We start from the raw sequence: 20,755 nt of genomic DNA on the forward strand, positions 1-20,755 counted from the left end.
AGCAGACTTATGTTTTCGGGATATGCTTTAAAATCTCTAAAACAAATTTCCAATATTTTTGAACAGAAGAAATTTGAGCCCGTTCGTCTGGTGAATGCGCACCTTTAATATTTGGTCCAAAACTAATCATATCCATATCGGGGTAATTCTGCCCCAAAATACTGCATTCTAAACCAGCATGACATGCAGCCACATGAGGTTCTTCCTTATTTAATTTTTCATAAATATTGGTCATAATCCTTAGAATGGTCGAGTCCATATTAGGAGTCCACCCTGGATAATCTCCAGAAAACTCCACTTCACAGCCTGTTAGCTCGAACGTTGCACGTAAGGTATTTGCCAAATCCATTTTAGAACTATCCATAGAAGAGCGAGTTAAACAACCCACATGAATAGTCCCATCTTTAACCACTACCCTAGCAATGTTATTGGATGTCTCAACCAATTCTGGAATATCAGCACTCATTCTATACACGCCATTTAAAGCAGCGCACATGGCTCTTGTAAAACCTTCCTGCACTCCAAGATCCATAATATGTTTAGGGGCATCGCATTTAGAAACCTCAATTATTAAATCAGGCTCTCTTGTTTTCAACTCTTTTTTTATTGTGTTAGTTGCCATGGCCATATCAAAAATAAAGGCATCTTCATGAACAGCATCAATAGCTACAATAGCTGTACTTTCCCTAGGAATCGCGTTTCGTAAGCTTCCGCCATCAATTTCAGAAATACGTAATCCATAATTTTCAAAACCATCAAACAACAATCTATTCATAATTTTATTGGCATTTCCAAGTCCTTCGTGAATTTGCATGCCAGAATGCCCACCTTGCAAACCCTTTACTTGAATCTCATAGCCAACCTTAAACTCTGGAGTTTCTTCTTCTTTATAAGTTCGTTTTGCGGTTACATCAATACCTCCAGCACAACCTACCCCAATTTCATCATCTTCTTCAGTGTCTAAATTCAAAAGAATACTTCCTTGAAGTAAACCTCCTTTTAAGCCCATCGCGCCTGTCATTCCAGTTTCCTCATCTATGGTAAACAGTGCTTCAATAGCTGGATGTGGAATATTGGAACTTTCTAAAACAGCCATGATAGTTGCTACGCCCAAGCCATTATCTGCTCCCAATGTTGTCCCTTTCGCTCTTACCCAATCTCCATCGATATACATCTCTATACCTTGAGAATCAAAGTCAAAAACGGTATCATTATTTTTTTGATGCACCATGTCTAAATGCGACTGCATAACGACAGTAGCTCTATTTTCCATTCCAGGAGTTGCTGGTTTTTTAATAATTACATTCCCAACCGAGTCTACTACGGTATCTAAGCCTAAATTTTGGCCAAAAGCCTTCATAAACGCAATAACACGTTCTTCTTTTTTTGATGGCCGTGGTACGGCGTTTAAATCAGCAAATTTATTCCACAGTACTTTTGGTTCTAGTTGTCTTATTTCTGTACTCATAGTTTTAAAATCTTGTTATACAAAGATACGTTTTAGATAGGCTGTTTTTATAATCAATTTTCTATTTTTGATATATGCTGAAAAAGAAAAAAATGCTTTTAGCACTGGCTATAATTCCGCAAATTATTTTAGTGCGGCTACTATCCAATCATCCTGAATTTGTTGAACGCTATTATAGCAACGGTATTTACGAATGGCTAGCAAAACTATTTCGGTTTGTGTTGGGTTGGCTTCCTTTTTCGTTTGGTGATTTTGTATATACCTTTACTCTTATATACGGGCTACGTTGGCTGTATAAAAACCGGAAGCGCTTAAGAAAAGACACCAAACATTGGTTCATCGATGTTGCTGCCGCATTGTCATTTTTCTATTTTGCCTTTCATTTGTTCTGGGGCATGAATTACCATCGTTTACCCTTACATAAAAATCTAGGATTGCAACATGACTATAACACCGAACAGCTATTAAAGGTTACGGAAAATCTGATTAAAAAATCAAATGACTTACACATCGGATTAGTCGATAATGATTCCTTACCTGTTTTAGTACCTTACACAAAAGCCGAGATATTCGATAAAATTCCTGACGGTTATAAAGCTTTAAAAGCTACGTTTCCAAACCTTGATTATTCCCCTGTAAGTATTAAAAAATCGTTATTTAGTTACCCACTAACCTATATGGGGTTTAGTGGTTATTTAAACCCTTTAACAAATGAGGCTCATGTAGATGGACTCGTTCCTATTTACAAATACCCTACCACAGCTGCTCATGAAATAGCCCATCAATTAGGTTATGCTGCCGAAAACGAAGCCAACTTTATTGGTTTTTTGGCCTCCATAAGTCATCATGATGACTATATAAAATATACCGGCTATACCTTTGGGTTACGCTTCTGCCTCAACGAAGTTTACAGACGCAATGAAGCCCTTTATGAGGTCTTGATTAAAACGGTAAACCCTGGCATTTTAAAAAATTATGAGGAAATTAGAATATTTTGGGAGGCGCACCAAAACCCAGCGGAACCTTTCTTTAAAATGTTTTATGGGGGCTATTTAAAAGCCAATAAACAAAGTAAGGGCATGGAAAGCTATAGCTACGTGGTTGCACTACTCGTAAACTATTTAAATGGGAAAACCCTATAAACAAGAAATTTGATATAAATAAAGTTGATTATTATAATTTGTAATTATTCAATTATTTCGGAATCTTGGGGAGGATTAAAAGCGGTTTGATCTGGTTTCTCTTTTGACACTTTAACATCAACAAACTGTAGATCATTTCGTTTTGTTGTAGGCAAATTATTATCATAATTGTACCAACTTATTGTTTCTGGCAACAACATGCCTTCCACGTCTTGCCAATTGCCGTACTTTATAAAATGAAACTCTTTACTTTTCTCTTTAGAGAAGAAAGTTACAGTATAGCCTAACCATGCCATTTTATAAGTTTCTGGATGGTAATACAAAACATACTCATCTTCAGGAGATTCTCCCACTCCTGCATCATAAGAAATTTTTATTCCCGGATATGTGGCACCTTCAAACTCTAATGGCTCAACATTCTCATAGTTAATACCACTATCTGCTAAAATAAAAGGCATAGCATAAAAGTAAAACATCAGATTATAATAAAACTTTGGGTCCCCTTTATAATGCAAAGAATCTTGATTTATCCAAACGTCTGTTCCGTTATAACCAATTTGGAATTTATTTGTAGATATAAGCGATTTTCTATTTCTCAAATCGGTCAATGTCACTTCTTTTCCATTTGGCTTATTCATTGTAAACTGTAAGGTTCTCAAGGCATTCCAACGATCTAGGCCTCCATGAGCTTTAAAAACTCTTGAGACACTTTCTGGATATGTATTAACCTGAGAGCTTTGAACACTATTTACTTGAGTACTATTAATAACCGTTTTATTTTTACACGATAGCAATAAAGTGATTAGTAGAATGTAAATTATATTTTTCATTGAGATCATTGTGTTTATTTGATCGTTTGACGTAAAGCTGCAGCATTAATTACATAAAATCAATTACTTTTGTGTGCGCATTATGAAAGCAATTAGTAGTATACAAAACACATACGTAAAGCACCTTTTTCAGTTAAAAGAAAAATCGCGTGAACGAAAAAAAACAGGAACTTTATTAATTGAGGGTGAACGAGAAATTGCATTGGCAATTAAAGGAGGCTATAATTTAGAGACCGTTTTATTCTGCCCTGAACTATTTCTACAAAGTAAACTAGACGACTTAACAGATAAGCCAATTGATCTTATTAAGATTTCTATTGAAGTGTATCAAAAACTAGCTTACAGGGGTACTACCGAGGGAGTTATGGCGATTGCAAAATCAAAAGTTAATACGCTTGATAAGCTACATCTAAATAATAAAAATCCACTTATTTTAGTAGCGGAAGCCCCTGAAAAACCAGGAAATATTGGTGCCATTTTAAGAACTGCTGACGCCGCAAATGTTGACGCTGTGATCATAGCCAACCCTAAAACAGATTTATACAATCCGAACATTATTCGTTCTAGTGTGGGTTGTGTCTTTACAAATCAAATTGCTACAGGAACCACTACCGAAATTATCGCCTTTTTAAAATTAAAAAACATTAATATCTACTGTGCTATTTTACAAGAATCTGTAAACTACCATACTCAAGACTTTACGCAACCAACAGCCATTGTGGTAGGTACTGAAGCTACAGGTTTAAGCCAAGAATGGCGTGCCCAATCTACTCAAAATATTATTATACCAATGCAGGGAGAAATAGATTCCATGAATGTTTCTGTTGCTGCAGGAATTCTTATTTTTGAAGCCAAAAGGCAACGTCGTTTCCTTTAAAAATTTAATAGAAAAACACCAGATTTATGAGCTCGCAGAGTTTGTTCTACATCATCATCGCCATAATAGTCATCAATTTTATTATTGACAAGATTCTTGATACCTTAAACGCAAAACATTTTAACGATACGCTTCCTAAAGAACTTGAAGATGTTTATGATGAACAAGAATATAAAAAATCACAAAACTATAAGGGGACTACTTATAAGTTTGGTTTATTTAGCTCAACTTTTTCCACAATTCTCACCATAGCTTTTTTAATGTTTGATGGTTTCGAGTTTGTAGATAACATTGCCAGAAACACTAGCAATAACCCTATCATAATAGCACTAGTATTTTTTGGAATTATCATGATTGGAAACGACATTTTAGCAACACCATTCTCGTATTATAGCACCTTTGTTATTGAAGAAAAGTTTGGATTTAACAAGACTACGAAAAAAACATTCTTTTTAGATAAAATTAAGGGTTGGTTGATGATGACTATAATTGGTGGTTGCATTTTAGCTTTAATTATATGGTTCTATCAAGCTACCGGAAATTTATTCTGGCTATATGCTTGGGGCGTCGTTGCTGCTTTTACCCTATTTATGAATATGTTTTATTCCAAATTGATTGTCCCTTTATTTAACAAACAAACTCCTTTAGAAACAGGAACCCTTCGTGATAAGATTTCTGAATACGCTAAAACTGTGGGTTTCAAATTAGATAAAATTTTTGTTATCGATGGTTCTAAACGAAGCACAAAGGCCAATGCTTATTTTTCAGGATTTGGAAGAGAAAAACGAGTGACCCTTTATGATACCTTAATCAATGATTTAGAAGATGAGGAGATTGTTGCTGTTTTGGCTCATGAGGTAGGACATTACAAAAAAAAACACATTATTTTTAATCTCGTTGCCTCTATTTTACTTACAGGCTTAACACTGTATATTTTATCCTTGTTTATTTCAAACCCACTGTTATCTCAGGCATTGGGCGTAAATATTCCCAGCTTTCACATTGGATTAATTGCTTTTGGGCTTCTGTATTCTCCAATCTCTGAAGTTACTGGTTTAATTATGAATATTTTTTCTCGAAAATTTGAGTACCAAGCAGACAATTATGCAAAAAACACCTATAAAGGAGAACCGCTTATCACGTCACTAAAAAAATTATCTAAAAATAGCTTAAGCAATTTAACACCACACCCAGCGTATGTATTTATGCATTATTCGCACCCAACTTTATTAGAACGAATAAAAAATTTAAGACAGTAGGTTATCTAATAAAAACAAGGTCATTTCCTTTGGACATATCCTCGCTATAGCCGTAACCCATATAGTTGAATCCTTTTAAATCATCAACGGTTTGCGCGTTGGTATCAATAACATACCTGGCCATTGAACCTCGAGCTTCTTTGGCAAAAAATGAAATCATTTTATACTGCCCATTCTTAAAATCCTTAAAATTAGCCGTCACTACAGGGGTTTTAAGGTGCTTTTTATCAACTGCCTTAAAATACTCATTACTAGCAAGATTCAAGAAAACTTCGTCATCATCGAGCTCATCATTCAAATATTTTGTAATGTCTTTTTTCCAAAATTCATATAAATTCTTTTTTACTCCCACTGGCATTTTAGTACCCATTTCTAAGCGGTAGGCTTGTATGAGGTCTGTTGGTCTTAGTATGCCATAAAGTCCAGAAAGGATGCGAACCGTATTTTGTAATGTGGTCATTTTTTCTTTAGGGATAGTATAAGCATCTAAACCTCTGTAAACATCACCATTAAACGCATATACAGCGGCTCTAGCATTATCTTTTGTAAAGGGCAAGGACCATACTTGGTTTCGCTCATAATTTAGTTGCCCTAATGCATCAGAGATACTCATAAGTTTGGACAAACTCTTAGCAGATTTCTTTTTAAGGAGCTTATTTAAACGCTCCGCCCGTTTTAAAAAATAAGGCTCTGTGCCCACATCAAAAGGTAGTTCCGATTCAAAATTTAATGACTTAGCAGGAGATATTACGAGTTTCATGGTATTTTACTTTTTCATTTCAAATTTACAATTACTTAATTAGTATTAAAATGGGAGCTAAGAATTATTTTTAATTCGAATATAAATAGAATTGATACTCGAAGTTTAAACAAGCGCTATTGAAAAAAGCTCTAACTTTAAGAATTATAATCAACCATATTAATTGACACATTATGATTTTACAAATTATTCGATTAAAATCTGGCTTACCAGAAGAAGAACTCCTTAAAAGAGCGCATGACCGTAAACCTCAATTCGAGACTATACCCGGTTTGTTGCAAAAGTATTATGTAAAAATAAACAACGATGGCCAGTATGGAGGCATTTATGTTTGGGATTCAAAAGCATCCTTGATGGCTTATAAATCGTCTGATTTAGCCTCTAGTATTCCTGAAGCTTATGAAGTTATTGAAGCCCCGGATATTGAAATTTTAGATATTCTATTTCAATTAAGAAACTAGTCGATGTTTTTATCGTGTTAAAAAAATTACTCAAACTCTTGATGCTTCACATAGCCTCTCCATTTTTCTATACATTGTTGCATATCGTCCGGAATTGATGTATCAAACTTCATAAATTCTCCAGTAGTAGGGTGTGTAAAACCAAGAGTTTTAGCATGAAGTGCTTGCCTAGGCAGCACCTTAAAACAGTTATCTACAAACTGTTTGTACTTTGTAAATGTAGTGCCCTTTAATATTTTATCACCGCCATAGCGCTCATCATTAAATAAGGTATGCCCAATATATTTCATGTGCACGCGTATTTGGTGTGTCCTTCCTGTTTCTAGTTTACAAGAAACCAAAGTCACATAACCTAAGCGCTCTAAAACCTTAAAATGTGTAACAGCAGATTTACCTTTACTTGATTCGTCATCTAAAAAAACGGTATTCTGCAAACGATTTTTAGGATGCCTTCCAATATTACCTTCTATAATTCCCTTATCTTCCTCTATATTTCCCCAAACCAACGCCACATACTCACGCTCGCTAGTTTTTTCGGCAAATTGAAGTGATAAACTAGCCATAGCTTGTTCTGTTTTAGCAATAACCAAAAGACCACTGGTGTCTTTATCAATTCTATGAACCAAGCCAGGGCGTTCGCTTGAGTTATTTGGAAGATTATCAAATCTATAAATCAAGGCATTAATTAGGGTTCCCGAATAATTTCCATGGCCAGGATGCACAACCATACCTGCCGGCTTATTAACCACCAAAAGCGCCTCATCTTCATAAACCACATCAATGTCAATCGCTTCTCCTACCAATAAATTTTCATGAGGCGGGTGCGCAAAAAGCACACGAATTTGATCATCTGGCTTAACCTTATAGTTCGACTTCACAGGGCTTCCATTCACATAAATACTTCCATTTTTAGCAGCTGCTTGAATTTTATTTCTGGTAGCATTTTCTACAAAATTCATTAAGTATTTATCTATTCTTAGCGGTGTTTGTCCCTTATCTACAGTAAATGCATGATGCTCATACAAATCATTGTCGTCGGGCAACTGAGGCGTGTAGTTATCCATTTTTAGGGGCGCTTACCGTTACCAAGTTGAAAATCGATAACCGATGTTTTTTCTAGTTTATCACCAGGCTTTAGGGCTTTACCTTTGTGAGTTAGTTTAAGCACAATATCCTTACCTATATTGTTTACATAGGTAGTTTTTCCAATTTTAAAACCTAAAGCTTCCAACGTTGGCTTTACCTGACGAAATGTTTTATCTATTAAACCTTCGGGAATATTCATCTTTCTATATCCAGAAGGATTTAGTGTAATGTATATTTTTCTGTTTTCCTTTACCTTAGATCCAGCAATAGGCTCCTGTTCAATTACCGAAAACTTTGGGTAATCAGGGTTATAGTTAGCAGAATCTTGAATTTTCATAACCAGATTATTATCTTCTAGTGCCACCTGAGCAACATCAATAGATTTTCCTTTTAAGTCTGGAACCGTTTCAAAATCGCCGTGATTCGTAGATGTATTTAGCCATTTTAATAACACAAAACAAAGCACAAAAACGGCAACTACCGCCAACACTATTTGCTTTAAAAAAGATTTGCTAGTTAGAAATTTTATAAGACTCATTTATGGAATTTTGAATTAAGCAAATATATAAAAACCGAACAGTTTTTTGTTTTGCAATTTATATGATATTTTAGCCTGACTTATAATAAATACGTTTTAATATAAGTTTTAGTTTATTAATTTGAAATGAATTAAAATCTCAATGAGTAGAAATTATTTTAAATACGAAGTAGCTTAGTTCTTATGAAAAAAAATATTGCCATTATAATGGGTGGCTACTCCAGCGAATATAAAATATCGTTAAAAAGCGGAAATGTGGTCTATGAGGCATTAGATCCCGAAAAATATAATGCCTACAGGATTCATATTTTTAAAGACAAATGGGTTTATGTTGACGAAGAAGAAACCGAATTCTCAATTGATAAAAACGACTTTTCAATAAACGTAGGTAGTTTTAAAACCACATTCGATTGTGTTTTTAACGCCATTCACGGGGCGCCTGGTGAAAATGGTTATATGCAAGGTTATTTTGAATTATTAGGCATCCCACACACTAGTTGCAATATGTATCAAGCGGCTATAACCTTTAACAAAAGAGATTTACTAAGTGTTTTAAAGCCATATGGCGTAAAAACTGCCGAATCCTATTACCTAAACTATGGAGATCCCATCGACGAACAAGCTATAATTAACAAAGTAGGGCTTCCTTGTTTTGTAAAAGCCAATAAAGCAGGGAGTAGTTTTGGAGTAAGTAAAGTTCATAAAAAAGAGGCTATTAATGAAGCTATAGAAATTGCTTTTAAAGAAGATGATGAAATTATAATTGAATCCTTTTTGGAGGGTAAGGAAGTTTCTGTTGGGGTAATAACTTATAAGGGTGAAACTAAAGTACTCCCCATAACCGAAATTGTTTCTGAAAACGACTTCTTTGATTATGAAGCCAAATACCAGGGTAAATCTCAAGAAATTACACCAGCGCGATTAAGCCAAGAAGAGGAAAATAAGGTCCATAAACAAGCAAAGAAGATTTATGAAATCTTAAAAATGACAGGTTTTAGTCGAAGTGAATTTATATTTAAAAATGGAGAACCCCATTTATTAGAAATGAATACCATTCCTGGCCTGACCAAAGAAAGCATACTGCCACAGCAGGCTGAAGTAGCGGGTATTTCTTTAGCAGAATTATTTGATAATGCCATAGAAGAAGCCCTAAAATAATTTATAACTATCTTTGAAAAGCTACTTAAGAACGTTTTCTCTTGTTCGAGAACAAAATATTAATTAACATGAAACGTGCTTTATTTCCTGGTTCTTTTGACCCCATTACGCTGGGCCATTATGACATTATTAAACGAGGCGTTACGCTATTTGATGAGATTATTGTAGCCATTGGGGTTAATGCCGATAAGAAATATATGTTCACTTTAGAAGAGCGCATGGCTTTTATTGAAAAAACTTTTGAAAACGAATCAAAAGTAAAGGTTATAACTTATAAAGGACTTACCGTAGATTATTGTAAAGACATTGGTGTTGAATTTATTCTTAGAGGCCTTAGAAATCCAGCAGATTTTGAATTTGAAAAAGCTATTGCTCACACCAATAGAGACCTAGCTCCTATTGAAACTGTTTTCTTGCTTACCTCGGCGGACACCTCTTATATAGCATCAAATATTGTTCGTGATGTTATTAGGAATAATGGTGATTACACGAAATTGGTTCCTAATAGTGTTCGGGTAACATAACACCTATGTAAATAAGAGTTTCTATGATTTATTATTGGTTTACTATCCTAAAAATTTTAATCTTAAGAAACTTTCAGAATAAAGTTGAATATAACCAAACCATCTCCAGAGACTTTAGAGTGGGCTTATTTGATTGCGATGGCCTGCGTGTTATGACAGCCTCAAAATATCCAGTTTATATGGATTTTATTCGTTGGGAGCTTATCGCAAGATCTAAGCTTTTTAAAGCCATAGTGAGACGCGGGTTAGCACCGACTCTGGGTTCTCAAAAGATTATTTACAGAAAACCATTAAAACTATTCACAAAATTTACTTTAACATTAGAAAGTAGTGGCCTTGATGAAAAATGGGTTTATCATCTTCATTATTTCAAACAAAACAATGAGATCAAAGCTGTTGGAATAACAAGATCTCTGGTTTGGAAAAAAGATATTCCAACGGCCTTATCTGATATCATGAAAGAAATTGGTGCTAAAGAACAAAAGCCCCCTCCTCAATGGGTATTAGACTTATTTAATAATGATAAAAATATCATTAATACGGATCCGCAGATACATACAGTTTAAAACTTGTATTCTGAAAGCCCTTTTGTAAATGCTTCTGGATTTTCTGCCAAATGGTATCTTGGGTCCTCAATGTCTTCAACAATAACCTCTCGGAATTTCGGATTTGATTTGTAAAGCAGCACTTTACAATCTTCACTCAAATGCTTTAATTTTACCTGCTTTCCTGCAGACTCATACTTTTCAACTAAACTATAAATGGCTTCAATAGCTGAATGATCACTAACTCTTGATTCAACAAAATCTATTTCAACCTTATCAGGATCATTTTTCACATCAAACTTTTCATTAAAAGCAATAATTGATCCAAAAAACAAAGGCCCCCAAATTTCATAAACCTTAGTACCATCGTCCTTCATTCGTTTACGAGCCCGAATACGTTTTGCATTCTCCCATGAAAACACCAAGGCACTAATAATAACGCCTGCTATTACGGCTATAGCTAAATCAAAAATTACGGTTAACGACGATACAGCTACTAAAACGATAACATCGCTCACTGGAATTTTATTTAAGATTCTAAAACTACTCCATGCAAAAGTTCCGATAACCACCATAAACATAACACCCACTAAAGCAGCAATAGGCACTTGTTCTATTAACCCTGATGCAAATAAAATAAACACCAATAATAAAACGGCTGCTACGATTCCAGACAATCTAGTTCTTCCTCCAGACTTGATATTGATTAAGGACTGACCAATCATGGCACAACCTCCCATACCACCAAAAAACCCAGTGATAATATTAGCACCTCCCTGAGCCATACATTCTCTATTGGCATTCCCTCTAGTTTCCGTGAGTTCATCGACTAAATTAAGAGTCATTAAGGATTCAATTAAACCAATAGCGGCAAGAATTAAAGCATAGGGTCCAATAAACTTAATGGTTTGCCAATTAAAAGGTACTTTACTAAAAATGTCAAATTGAAATTGAGGTAAGCCGCCTTTAAGTCCTTCGCCTCCGCCATCTCTAATAAAACTCCCAACAGTTGCCACCTCTAAATTTCCAAAAATAACGATAGCAGATACTACTAAAATAGCAATAAGTGCTTCTGGGAGTTTTTTAGTTAACTTAGGTAATCCATACATAATACCCATAGTAAGAGCTACCAAGGCCAACATAATATATAATTGGTTTCCAGAGAACCAATCACCATTTACATCCTTAAACATTCCCAATTGAGACAAAAATATCACAATTGCCAAACCATTGACAAAACCCATCATAACAGGATGAGGAATGAGTCGAACAAATTTTCCTAGTTTAAAAATGCCAGCAAGCATTTGTATAATTCCCATGAGAATAACGGTAGCAAAGAGATAATATAAGCCTAGCTGCTCGCCTTCAGCCCCCATGGCATTTCCTTCTGCCACCAGACTAACCATAACAACTGCAAGAGCACCCGTGGCTCCACTAATCATTCCTGGCCGACCACCAAAAATGGAAGTGATTAGACCAATCATAAAGGCAGCGTATAAACCAACTAATGGATCGACTCCTGCTACAAAGGCAAAAGCTACGGCCTCTGGCACCAAAGCAAGCGCTACTGTAATTCCACTTAATATATCATTCTTGGCATTTGCTGCTCGTTTTCTTATGAATTCAGTCATGTTAATTTTATTGAAGCTGCAAATTTACGTTTATTATATTGACCTGCAAGTTGAGGCTTTATATTTTAGATTCAAATACACGCAATCGTTTGAAATATGGAACCTCAGAAAAAAACTAAAGACAAAATCTTAACTTTTGTTACCAAATAAAAAAGCCGTTATTTTAGTAATAACGGCTTTCCAATGAATCAACTAAACTAATAAAACAAATTATTTTTCTTTTTCATTCTAGTTTCTAATCATAATTTTCTTAGTTATCGTACGCTGGTCTGAAACAAACTGTACTAAATACACACCTGAATTTAGACGACTAAAATCAAGAGTTTGTTTACCATATTCTAAATCTTTGGCCGCCCCACTCATTACTAAACGACCGCTAACATCCATAACACTATAATTCATAACTTCTTGGTCAAAAACCTCCATTTCTACATTTAAAACATTTACTACAGGATTTGGATAAAATCTAGTTTCCATGTTGTCATCGATAAAAGCATTTTTAAAATCTTCATAACTGTTATATTGGCTAATCAATTGTTCTAAGTCAAGTCCGTCATCTCCTTTATTTGAACCACTCTTACTAGTCACATCACCTCTGTTAAAGTATTTATTAAAGAAATAGCAGAACCATCTCGAACCTATTACAAGATTAACAGCACCTTGAACATCTAATGAGGCACAAATATCATTGTCATTTATGATACCTACTACGTCAAATCCCGTAGTCTGACCCGGAACAACACCACTCAAATCCAAAGTTTCAGGATTGTAGACCAAACTGTGAATTCTGTAAAAGCCACCTTCTGAAACTTCAAACTCAGGTGTGTTAGACACTCCTAAAATAGTCAAAGAAAAGGCCTCAGTAAGTACAAATAATTGGCTATACCCTGATGGAATTGTTGAGGCATCATTGATTCTCGCTGAAATCGATGCAATTCCACCTGTTAAACAATTAATCGGGTTTTTAGAATACATGCTTCCTGAATCCACTACACACACTTCAGATTCCATAACACTAACCTTAGCTCCTGCTACATCTAAACTCGCACATATCATTCCGCCGCCTTGAATCAATAATCCATTAACATCAAAGCCTGTTGTCTGACCTGGTACGACAATATCTGTATCTAAGGTCTCTGGATCAAAGACAATACTGTGAATCGTGTAATCACCCGCTTCTTCTACTTTAAACTCTGGAGTCTCTCCTAAACCTTTTATAACTAAGCCCTCGCCCATAGTGAGTACATAAGCCTGTACATAACCGTCTGGAATATAAGCATCTCCATTAGACATCGCTTGTACTGTGGCCTTACCATCTATCAAGCTTACCATTGGCATATCCGTACTCATTGTTCCTGCCATAGCTTTACACTCCTCTACACTAACCTTAGCTCCTGCTACATCTAAACTCGCACATATCATACCGCCGCCTTGAATCAATAATCCATTAACATCAAAGCCTGTTGTCTGACCTGGTACGACAATACTGGTATCTAATGTCTCTGGATCAAAGACAATACTGTGAATCGTGTAATCACCCGCTTCTTCTACTTTAAACTCTGGAGTCTCTCCTAAACCTTTTATAACTAAGCCCTCGCCCATGGTGAGTACATAAGCCTGTACATAACCGTCTGGAATATAAGCATCTCCATTAGACATCGCTTGTACTGTGGCCTTACCATCTATCAAGCTTACCATTGGCATGTCCGTACTCATTGTTCCTGCCATAGCTTTACACTCCTCTACACTAACCTTAGCTCCTGCTACATCTAAACTCGCACATATCATACCGCCGCCTTGAATCAATAATCCATTAACATCAAAGCCTGTTGTCTGACCTGGTACGACAATACTGGTATCTAAGGTCTCTGGATCAAAGACAATACTGTGAATCGTGTAATCACCCGCTTCTTCTACTTTAAACTCTGGAGTCTCTCCTAAACCTTTTATAACTAAGCCCTCGCCCATAGTGAGTACATAAGCCTGTACATAACCGTCTGGAATATAAGCATCTCCATTAGACATCGCTTGTACTGTAGCCTTACCATCTATCAAGCTTACCATTGGCATATCCGTACTCATTGTTCCTGCCATAGCCGAGCAATTAGTATCTCCAATGATAAACATAATCGTTTTGGTTTGTATTTCTTCCTCTGCATTATCCTTTTTGTACAGTGTCGCTGTGATAGCAAAACTTCCTTTACCTATATCCCAATCACCATTTCCTGCAGGAAATGTATATGGTGGGAGGTTTTCTACAATACTTAACACCTCTCCTGTGTCAATATTGGTCACTTCAAATTTCACGCTTTGCGCATATCCTGAAACATGTGCATTAAGATAAAAGTGACCCGGTAAATCATCGAAAGCGTAACTGCTTCCTTCTTTCACCTGAACAGATTCATGACCGTTTGTAAACTCAAAACCTTCAATTACACCCCATTTTACAGCACCGAAAGATTGTGCTGTTTGAGCTGCGGTTGGCATATAATTGAGAAACAAAATAGAAACAAATAGATAAAGTAGTTTGGGAGTTTGGTAAGATAGTTTTGCTTTCATGCTAATTTTGTTTAAGTTATTATAAGCAAAGTTAAACATTAATTTATTTTGTTTAATTATTTTAACATTTTATTAAACAATAAAATTAACTGTTTATCGAAAAACTATTCCAACAAGGGTTTATTTTGTAAACATATTCCTATTCACTTAATTTACAGAGCAAAAAGCAAGAAAAATAAAAGTATTTCTATTGATTCAAGTGATGGAAAACTAATGAAAGCGCTAAACCAATTGTTTGATATTGGCATACGAATTATCTAGAGCCTTTAGCACTTCACCTTCATTTAACCATGCCACTTTGGTAATTCCTTCATTTTCTTGAGGATAAAGTTTACCATTAAAATCTGTTTTCATTTCAAACCAATAAGTAACCTTTATTTTGTAACGCCCATTGCGTTTAAAAATATGGTAAGTAACCTCCAGAGGCTTGGTTATTTGCAAACCGCTAACACCTGTTTCTTCCGATACTTCGCGTATAGCAGTTTCCTCGATAGTTTCATTTCGCTCCGCCTTACCTTTTGGAAGATCCCATTTATCATTTCGGTAGATAAACAAAACATCGCCATTTTGATTAAAAACTTTACCTCCCCCAGCCACAACATTTGGAAGCTTCTTCAAAAATTTTTTGAGTAGTTTATCTTCATTTTTGTGGATTAAACGTACCTCTTGTAAATCAGAAGCATTCAGTTTTCGTATCACTTTTGGTAGATTTACCGTCTTAAGTAAATAATTCTTGAAATTGGTTTCTCTTTCAACTTTCGAAGTCAAAATTATTGGCTTATCACCAACAAAAATTTTAAACATAGTAAATCCTTATTAGTATTTTGTATCTGGTAAAAATATCATTTTTAGGAAAACACGGCACGTTGTGAAAAAAAATATTTTTTAACCACATCTTGAATTCTGTAGAATCAATTTTATGTTTAATTTTGCTTCTATGATTTTTAATAAAGATACTGCCAAAAAAACAGCTGAGGTTTTATTACAAATAAATGCTATAAAACTGAGTCCTCAAGCCCCTTTTACCTGGGCTTCTGGATGGAAATCTCCAATATATTGTGATAACCGTATTATACTTTCTTTCCCTCCCATAAGGAATTACATTCGTGAGACTATGGGAAAACACATAGAAAGACAATACGGCAAACCAGATGTTATCGCTGGAGTTGCTACTGGTGCTATTGGTATAGGTATGCTGGTGGCAGAATATTTAGGCTTGCCTTTTATTTACGTTAGACCAGACGCTAAAGGTCATGGCCGTAAAAATCAAATAGAAGGATTCGTTGAGAGTGGTCAAAATGTTGTGGTTGTTGAAGACTTAATTAGCACAGGAAAGAGTAGTCTTAACGCAGTTAAAGCCTTGAAAGAAGCTAATGTTAATGTTAAAGGTATGATTGCTATTTTTACTTATGGCTTTGATATTGCTACTGATAATTTCAAAAATGCAGATATCCGTTTAAACACCTTAAGTAATTACGAAAATTTACTAGAGCAAGCTTTAGAAACTAATTACATTTCTAAAAAAGATTTAGAAACCCTATCTGAATGGAATACAAATCCCAGCGAATGGGATGCCAAATAAGTTTACGCCCGTTATAACTATCACTGTAATCAAACAATAATCATGAATTTACAATCTCCAAAAATTAGTATTGACAAATCTCCTGAGGATATCTGCAATTTTTTAGCCAACGTTAAAAACTTTGAATCTCTAATGCCTGAAAATATTAGCAAATTTGAAGTATTATCAGACGATACGTTTGTATTTGCGCTTAAGGGCATGCCAGAAATTGTCTTGAAAAAAAAGGAAGTTATCCCTCCTAATAAGATAGTTTTAGGTGCAGCTGGTGGAAAAATTGATTTTTCTTTAGAAGGTGTAATTACGAAAACGGCCGATGAAAAAAGTGAAGTTCAATTAAATTTTTCTGGAGATTTTAATCCTATGATGGCCATGATGATAAAAAGCCCAATAACGAAATTTATCGAGACATTAGCCTCTAATATTCCACAAGCTATTTAATAAAGAAGGCTTACTTCCTTAAGATCGTATAATTTAGTGACCTGATTTTCTTCAAGAATTTCAAGCTTCCCCGAATCTGAAACCCCTGTAATAAAACCGACAAATGTATTCCCTGCACTACTTTTAAACGTAGAAGGTTTATTCTTTCTAAACAAATGAGACTCATAAGCCCGTTTTATTTCTTGAAACTGACCAGAAGCAAGCTTGTCAAAATACACTTTTAATCTTTTGATTATTAAAATTGCTAATTCATCTAAATTATAATGTATTCCAGTAATACTTTTAAGTGATGAAGCTTTAGGCAAGTTTTCAAATTGGGTTTGGTTAACATTTAAACCTATCCCTACAACAGATGCCGAAATATGTCGCTGTTTTATGACATTCTCAATTAAAACACCGCATATTTTCTTCTCTGCTGACAAAATGTCGTTAGGCCATTTAACTTTTAATCCGGAAATGGATAACATTTGTAAGGTCTTTAATATTGACAACGCTACGACCATACTAATATAAAACTGCCCCTCAATCTCCATCTTACCATAACTCTTGAACACGCTAAAAGTCAGGTTTTTATTAGACTGAGCCTGCCACTGGGTGCCCATTTGACCACGTCCTTCAGTTTGTTCGCCAGCAATTACAACCGTATAATCGTCTAGATTTTCTTGAGTACATAATTCCCTCAAATAACTATTTGTTGATTTGGTGGCACTAAGTTTGATTATACGCATTTGAAAGTTATTATATTACCATAAAATCTTATGATTATTTTGAAGTATAAAGAACTAAAAAAATAATAACTTTGCACAAATTAAATTTAATTAATGGCGAAAGAAAAAATAAGCGCAGACCAATTAATATCGGTAATTCTAAGCGGTATTGAGGATGTTAAAGGAAAAGAGATAAATATTTTAGATTTAAGGGAAATTGAAAACACGGTTTGTGATTACTTTATTATTTGCGAAGGTACTTCAAACACGCAGGTAAATGCTATTGTTAATTCCATTCAGAAAAAAGTTAGCAAAGAACTTAAAGACAACCCATGGCATACAGAAGGTGTAGATAATGCTGAGTGGGTATTAATTGATTATGTAAATGTAGTTGTTCATGTATTTCAAAAACACATTAGAGAGTTTTATGATATAGAAAGTTTGTGGGGTGATGCAAAAACAACCGTAATAGAAACCAGTTACTAAAACACTGAAATGACAAAAGACAATAAAAACATAAAAGATAAAAAACCTAAGTTTAGTCCCTATTGGGTTTATGGCATTTTAATTGCCGTATTTTTAGGATTCCAACTTTTTAGTGGAGGCAGCTACCAAGACGGTAATTTAACAACCCCTTCAGACTTCTTCAAATATTTAGAAGCTGGTGATGTAGAACGCGTTGATATTGTTAAAAATACCCGCGTTGCAAAAGTTTATCTTACAACAGATGCCGAATCTAAAGAAGTACACAAAAATTCAAAACCTCAAACCTTTATTCCATCAACAACAAAGTTACCTAACTACAGGTTTGAATTTGGAGACTTGCAGAACTTCGAGAATAAATTAAACGAATCGACAAAAGATTTGGCCGATAAACCAATAGTAACCTTTGATACAGAAACCAATGATTGGGGAAATTTATTAATGGGTATTCTTCCTTTTATTCTTTTAATTGGTGTATGGATTTTCATCATGAGACGTATGTCTGGTGGTGGTGCTGGTGGTGCTGGTGGTCAAATTTTCAACATCGGAAAGTCAAAAGCTAAACTATTTGATCAAAATACCGAAGTTAAAACAAGCTTTAAAGATGTTGCTGGATTAGAAGGTGCTAAGGAAGAGGTTCAAGAAATTGTAGATTTTCTTAAATACCCAGAAAAATATACAACTCTTGGAGGTAAGATTCCGAAAGGAGCGTTGCTTGTAGGCCCTCCAGGAACAGGTAAAACCCTATTAGCAAAGGCGGTAGCTGGCGAGGCTAAGGTGCCTTTCTTTTCTTTATCGGGCTCCGATTTCGTTGAAATGTTTGTTGGTGTAGGCGCCTCTAGGGTTAGAGACTTATTTAAACAAGCTAAAGAAAAATCGCCCTCTATTATTTTTATTGATGAAATAGATGCCATTGGCCGTGCGAGAGGAAAGAATGCTATGTCTGGGAGTAATGATGAACGTGAAAATACGCTCAACCAACTACTAACAGAAATGGACGGTTTTGGTACGAACACTAATGTTATTGTTATTGCTGCAACTAACAGAGCAGATATTCTTGACAAAGCGTTAATGCGTGCAGGTCGTTTTGACAGACAAATTTTTGTCGATTTGCCTGACGTTCGTGAACGAAAGGAAATTTTTGAAGTGCACTTAAGACCTTTAAAGAAATCTGAAAATTTAGACTTAGACTTCCTTTCAAAACAAACTCCAGGCTTTTCTGGTGCAGATATTGCAAACGTGTGTAACGAAGCAGCCTTAATTGCTGCTAGAAATGGGAAAAAAGCCGTAGACAAGCAAGATTTCCTAGACGCGGTAGATAGAATAATTGGAGGTTTAGAGAAGAAAAACAAAATCATTACGCCCAGCGAGAAAAAAGCCGTTGCTTACCATGAAGCCGGTCACGCCACCGTAAGTTGGATGCTAGAACACGCTGCTCCCTTGGTTAAAGTAACTATAGTCCCTAGAGGTCGTTCTCTTGGTGCTGCTTGGTATTTGCCTGAAGAGCGCTTAATTGTTAGGCCAGAACAGATGCTTGATGAAATGTGTGCTGCTCTTGGAGGTCGAGCCGCTGAAAAAGTAATTTTTGATAAAATATCGACTGGAGCTTTAAGTGATTTGGAGAAAGTAACTAAGCAAGCTAGAGCGATGGTGACTATTTATGGGTTAAGCGATAAAATTGGAAACTTAACCTATTATGATTCTGGACAGAGCGAGTACGGTTTTACAAAGCCTTACAGTGAACAAACAGCGGAACTTATTGATAAAGAGATTTCCAATATTATAGAAGAACAGTATCAAAGAGCCATTAAATTACTTGAAGCTAACAAAGATAAACTTACAGAATTGGCCGAAGTGCTTTTGGAAAAAGAAGTTATTTTTAAAGATAACCTTGAAAAAATATTTGGTAAGCGCGCTTTTGAAAAGGAAGAAGTGGTTAATCCAAACGAAGAAATAAAAACAGAAAAGGAAGAATAAGTGGAAACCTACATGCTTTCTGGGGTTTATGGTAAAAATCTTAAATTAATCGTAGGGTTAATTTAAGATTTTTTATATTTGATAAACCTCTTATGAAACAAGGTTAATAGCATATAACTAGATGAGTCTATTTAGAAAAATTTTTGGTTCCAAATCTAACAAACCTGAAGAGGAACTAAAATCTGATAATAGAGGCAAATATATGCCAGAAATAAAACTGCCCATTGACGAAAGGTTTACTATAAACTTCAAAGCTAATGGGGGTAAGTTCTTGTATTGTGAAAATTTAGATGAGGTTTTTAGTAATTTAGGACATATTATTGTTGAAAATGAATGGCAAGATAAGCAGGTTCTTTTACTAGATTCCAATTTAGAAGATAAATTTAAAGACTGCGACCTAACATCGACCACAAAACTTAGCGAGGCAACATTCTTCTTAACTACTTGCGAAAACTTAATAGCTAATGATGGTTCCTTATTAATATCTTCCAAGCAAATTTTTGAAAAGAAATTACCAGAATTACCTTTTAATTTTATTGTTTTTGCAACTACAAGCCAGATTCTAGAAAATATTGGTGAAGGCTTAAGAGGTATTAAAAATAAGAACAGACAAAAAATACCCACAAACATTACCACTATTAAGCATTTTAAATCTGGAGACGAAAAAGATTTTTTAAGTTATGGAAGCAGTGCTAAAAACCTATACCTCCTGCTTCTGGAAGATTTGTAG

21 protein-coding genes are annotated in these 20,755 nt (G+C 35.0%); 12 read left to right on the forward strand and 9 right to left on the reverse strand.

The window, feature by feature from the left end; translation table 11 throughout:
* Positions 1-7: 7 nt before the first annotated feature.
* Complete coding sequence (locus E5D58_RS00775) at positions 8-1,468, reverse strand: aminoacyl-histidine dipeptidase (RefSeq protein WP_136479924.1); 1,461 nt, start codon at positions 1,466-1,468, stop codon at positions 8-10.
* 92 nt (positions 1,469-1,560) lie between these two features.
* Here E5D58_RS00775 and E5D58_RS00780 point away from each other — a divergent pair, with 92 nt between their 5' ends.
* Complete coding sequence (locus E5D58_RS00780) at positions 1,561-2,610, forward strand: DUF3810 domain-containing protein (protein WP_235835810.1); 1,050 nt, start codon at positions 1,561-1,563, stop codon at positions 2,608-2,610.
* Between the two features lie 44 nt (positions 2,611-2,654).
* Here E5D58_RS00780 and E5D58_RS00785 read toward each other — a convergent pair whose 3' ends face one another.
* A complete protein-coding gene (locus tag E5D58_RS00785) occupies positions 2,655-3,440 on the reverse strand; it encodes a DUF6503 family protein (RefSeq protein WP_136479926.1) in 786 nt (261 codons plus the stop codon).
* An 82-nt stretch (positions 3,441-3,522) separates the two neighbouring features.
* Between E5D58_RS00785 and E5D58_RS00790 the strand changes: the two genes are divergently transcribed.
* Both E5D58_RS00790 and E5D58_RS00795 read left to right on the forward strand, forming a co-directional pair.
* A complete protein-coding gene (locus tag E5D58_RS00790) occupies positions 3,523-4,317 on the forward strand; it encodes a TrmH family RNA methyltransferase (RefSeq protein WP_136479927.1) in 795 nt (264 codons plus the stop codon).
* A 26-nt stretch (positions 4,318-4,343) separates the two neighbouring features.
* Positions 4,344-5,576, forward strand: coding sequence for a M48 family metallopeptidase (locus tag E5D58_RS00795; RefSeq protein ID WP_136479928.1), 1,233 nt, complete (start codon positions 4,344-4,346; stop codon positions 5,574-5,576).
* A 1-nt stretch (position 5,577) separates the two neighbouring features.
* On the opposite strand, the gene yaaA is transcribed toward E5D58_RS00795, so the two are convergent.
* Positions 5,578-6,336, reverse strand: a complete 759-nt coding sequence (gene yaaA / locus E5D58_RS00800) for a peroxide stress protein YaaA (protein ID WP_136479929.1) — start codon at positions 6,334-6,336, stop codon at positions 5,578-5,580.
* 173 nt (positions 6,337-6,509) lie between these two features.
* Here yaaA and E5D58_RS00805 point away from each other — a divergent pair, with 173 nt between their 5' ends.
* On the forward strand, positions 6,510-6,797 hold the full coding sequence (locus E5D58_RS00805; protein WP_136479930.1) for an antibiotic biosynthesis monooxygenase family protein: 288 nt from the start codon (positions 6,510-6,512) through the stop codon (positions 6,795-6,797).
* 26 nt (positions 6,798-6,823) lie between these two features.
* On the opposite strand, the gene E5D58_RS00810 is transcribed toward E5D58_RS00805, so the two are convergent.
* Entirely contained in the window at positions 6,824-7,861 is a 1,038-nt protein-coding gene (locus E5D58_RS00810) for an RluA family pseudouridine synthase (RefSeq protein ID WP_136479931.1), read from the reverse strand.
* A 2-nt stretch (positions 7,862-7,863) separates the two neighbouring features.
* Positions 7,864-8,421, reverse strand: coding sequence for a PASTA domain-containing protein (locus E5D58_RS00815; RefSeq protein WP_136479932.1), 558 nt, complete (start codon positions 8,419-8,421; stop codon positions 7,864-7,866).
* Positions 8,422-8,604: 183 nt separating this feature from the next.
* Between E5D58_RS00815 and E5D58_RS00820 the strand changes: the two genes are divergently transcribed.
* The 3 genes from E5D58_RS00820 to E5D58_RS00830 all read left to right on the forward strand — a co-directional run bounded on the left by E5D58_RS00820 (position 8,605) and on the right by E5D58_RS00830 (position 10,669).
* Positions 8,605-9,579, forward strand: a complete 975-nt coding sequence (locus E5D58_RS00820) for a D-alanine--D-alanine ligase (RefSeq protein ID WP_136479933.1) — start codon at positions 8,605-8,607, stop codon at positions 9,577-9,579.
* Between the two features lie 68 nt (positions 9,580-9,647).
* The gene (gene coaD / locus E5D58_RS00825; RefSeq protein WP_136479934.1) at positions 9,648-10,103 is read left to right on the forward strand and encodes a pantetheine-phosphate adenylyltransferase; all 456 of its coding nucleotides are present in this window, start codon (positions 9,648-9,650) and stop codon (positions 10,101-10,103) included.
* A 23-nt stretch (positions 10,104-10,126) separates the two neighbouring features.
* Positions 10,127-10,669, forward strand: coding sequence for an acyl-CoA thioesterase (locus E5D58_RS00830; protein WP_136479935.1), 543 nt, complete (start codon positions 10,127-10,129; stop codon positions 10,667-10,669).
* Here the strand turns inward: E5D58_RS00830 and E5D58_RS00835 are convergent.
* The 3 genes from E5D58_RS00835 to E5D58_RS00845 all read right to left on the reverse strand — a co-directional run bounded on the left by E5D58_RS00835 (position 10,666) and on the right by E5D58_RS00845 (position 15,642).
* Positions 10,666-12,279 carry a SulP family inorganic anion transporter gene (locus tag E5D58_RS00835; protein ID WP_136479936.1) on the reverse strand — a complete coding sequence of 538 codons (1,614 nt, stop codon included), beginning with the start codon at positions 12,277-12,279 and terminating at the stop codon, positions 10,666-10,668. The genes E5D58_RS00830 and E5D58_RS00835 overlap by 4 nt on opposite strands.
* 228 nt (positions 12,280-12,507) lie before the next feature.
* Positions 12,508-14,838: a T9SS type A sorting domain-containing protein gene (locus E5D58_RS00840; RefSeq protein WP_168796604.1), complete on the reverse strand. Its 2,331-nt coding sequence runs from the start codon at positions 14,836-14,838 to the stop codon at positions 12,508-12,510.
* A gap of 222 nt (positions 14,839-15,060) precedes the next feature.
* Entirely contained in the window at positions 15,061-15,642 is a 582-nt protein-coding gene (locus tag E5D58_RS00845) for an NUDIX hydrolase (protein ID WP_136479938.1), read from the reverse strand.
* A gap of 133 nt (positions 15,643-15,775) precedes the next feature.
* Here E5D58_RS00845 and pyrE point away from each other — a divergent pair, with 133 nt between their 5' ends.
* A complete protein-coding gene (gene pyrE / locus E5D58_RS00850) occupies positions 15,776-16,420 on the forward strand; it encodes an orotate phosphoribosyltransferase (protein ID WP_136479939.1) in 645 nt (214 codons plus the stop codon).
* A 42-nt stretch (positions 16,421-16,462) separates the two neighbouring features.
* Positions 16,463-16,858, forward strand: a complete 396-nt coding sequence (locus E5D58_RS00855; protein WP_136479940.1) for an SRPBCC family protein — start codon at positions 16,463-16,465, stop codon at positions 16,856-16,858.
* Here E5D58_RS00855 and E5D58_RS00860 read toward each other — a convergent pair.
* The gene (locus E5D58_RS00860; RefSeq protein WP_136479941.1) at positions 16,855-17,586 is read right to left on the reverse strand and encodes a biotin--[acetyl-CoA-carboxylase] ligase; all 732 of its coding nucleotides are present in this window, start codon (positions 17,584-17,586) and stop codon (positions 16,855-16,857) included. The two genes, E5D58_RS00855 and E5D58_RS00860, sit on opposite strands and share 4 nt — an antisense overlap.
* A gap of 93 nt (positions 17,587-17,679) precedes the next feature.
* On the opposite strand from E5D58_RS00860, the gene rsfS reads away from it, so the two are divergent.
* The 3 genes from rsfS (at position 17,680) to E5D58_RS00875 (ending at position 20,755) form a co-directional block, all read left to right on the forward strand.
* Positions 17,680-18,051, forward strand: coding sequence for a ribosome silencing factor (gene rsfS, locus E5D58_RS00865; RefSeq protein ID WP_136479942.1), 372 nt, complete (start codon positions 17,680-17,682; stop codon positions 18,049-18,051).
* A gap of 9 nt (positions 18,052-18,060) precedes the next feature.
* Positions 18,061-20,025, forward strand: coding sequence for an ATP-dependent zinc metalloprotease FtsH (ftsH, locus tag E5D58_RS00870; RefSeq protein WP_136479943.1), 1,965 nt, complete (start codon positions 18,061-18,063; stop codon positions 20,023-20,025).
* Between the two features lie 121 nt (positions 20,026-20,146).
* On the forward strand, positions 20,147-20,755 hold the full coding sequence (locus E5D58_RS00875) for an LUD domain-containing protein (protein ID WP_136479944.1): 609 nt from the start codon (positions 20,147-20,149) through the stop codon (positions 20,753-20,755).

Source organism: Cognatitamlana onchidii (genome assembly GCF_004804355.1).
Lineage (GTDB): Bacteria > Bacteroidota > Bacteroidia > Flavobacteriales > Flavobacteriaceae > Cognatitamlana > Cognatitamlana onchidii.

Bases quoted from the DNA above. Each gene is read 5' to 3' on its own strand.
- coaD (WP_136479934.1), top strand. From the start codon at position 9,648: ATGAAACGTGCTTTATTTCCTGGTTCTTTTGACCCCATTACGCTGGGC.
- E5D58_RS00790 (WP_136479927.1), top strand. From the start codon at position 3,523: ATGAAAGCAATTAGTAGTATACAAAACACATACGTAAAGCACCTTTTT.
- E5D58_RS00835 (WP_136479936.1), bottom strand. From the start codon at position 12,279: ATGACTGAATTCATAAGAAAACGAGCAGCAAATGCCAAGAATGATATA.
- E5D58_RS00830 (WP_136479935.1), top strand. From the start codon at position 10,127: ATGATTTATTATTGGTTTACTATCCTAAAAATTTTAATCTTAAGAAAC.
- E5D58_RS00840 (WP_168796604.1), bottom strand. From the start codon at position 14,838: ATGAAAGCAAAACTATCTTACCAAACTCCCAAACTACTTTATCTATTT.
- E5D58_RS00795 (WP_136479928.1), top strand. From the start codon at position 4,344: ATGAGCTCGCAGAGTTTGTTCTACATCATCATCGCCATAATAGTCATC.
- E5D58_RS00780 (WP_235835810.1), top strand. From the start codon at position 1,561: ATGCTTTTAGCACTGGCTATAATTCCGCAAATTATTTTAGTGCGGCTA.
- E5D58_RS00805 (WP_136479930.1), top strand. From the start codon at position 6,510: ATGATTTTACAAATTATTCGATTAAAATCTGGCTTACCAGAAGAAGAA.
- E5D58_RS00860 (WP_136479941.1), bottom strand. From the start codon at position 17,586: ATGCGTATAATCAAACTTAGTGCCACCAAATCAACAAATAGTTATTTG.
- E5D58_RS00810 (WP_136479931.1), bottom strand. From the start codon at position 7,861: ATGGATAACTACACGCCTCAGTTGCCCGACGACAATGATTTGTATGAG.
- E5D58_RS00775 (WP_136479924.1), bottom strand. From the start codon at position 1,468: ATGAGTACAGAAATAAGACAACTAGAACCAAAAGTACTGTGGAATAAA.
- E5D58_RS00845 (WP_136479938.1), bottom strand. From the start codon at position 15,642: ATGTTTAAAATTTTTGTTGGTGATAAGCCAATAATTTTGACTTCGAAA.
- ftsH (WP_136479943.1), top strand. From the start codon at position 18,061: ATGACAAAAGACAATAAAAACATAAAAGATAAAAAACCTAAGTTTAGT.
- E5D58_RS00820 (WP_136479933.1), top strand. From the start codon at position 8,605: ATGAAAAAAAATATTGCCATTATAATGGGTGGCTACTCCAGCGAATAT.
- E5D58_RS00855 (WP_136479940.1), top strand. From the start codon at position 16,463: ATGAATTTACAATCTCCAAAAATTAGTATTGACAAATCTCCTGAGGAT.
- yaaA (WP_136479929.1), bottom strand. From the start codon at position 6,336: ATGAAACTCGTAATATCTCCTGCTAAGTCATTAAATTTTGAATCGGAA.
- E5D58_RS00785 (WP_136479926.1), bottom strand. From the start codon at position 3,440: ATGAAAAATATAATTTACATTCTACTAATCACTTTATTGCTATCGTGT.
- E5D58_RS00815 (WP_136479932.1), bottom strand. From the start codon at position 8,421: ATGAGTCTTATAAAATTTCTAACTAGCAAATCTTTTTTAAAGCAAATA.
- rsfS (WP_136479942.1), top strand. From the start codon at position 17,680: ATGGCGAAAGAAAAAATAAGCGCAGACCAATTAATATCGGTAATTCTA.
- pyrE (WP_136479939.1), top strand. From the start codon at position 15,776: ATGATTTTTAATAAAGATACTGCCAAAAAAACAGCTGAGGTTTTATTA.
- E5D58_RS00875 (WP_136479944.1), top strand. From the start codon at position 20,147: ATGAGTCTATTTAGAAAAATTTTTGGTTCCAAATCTAACAAACCTGAA.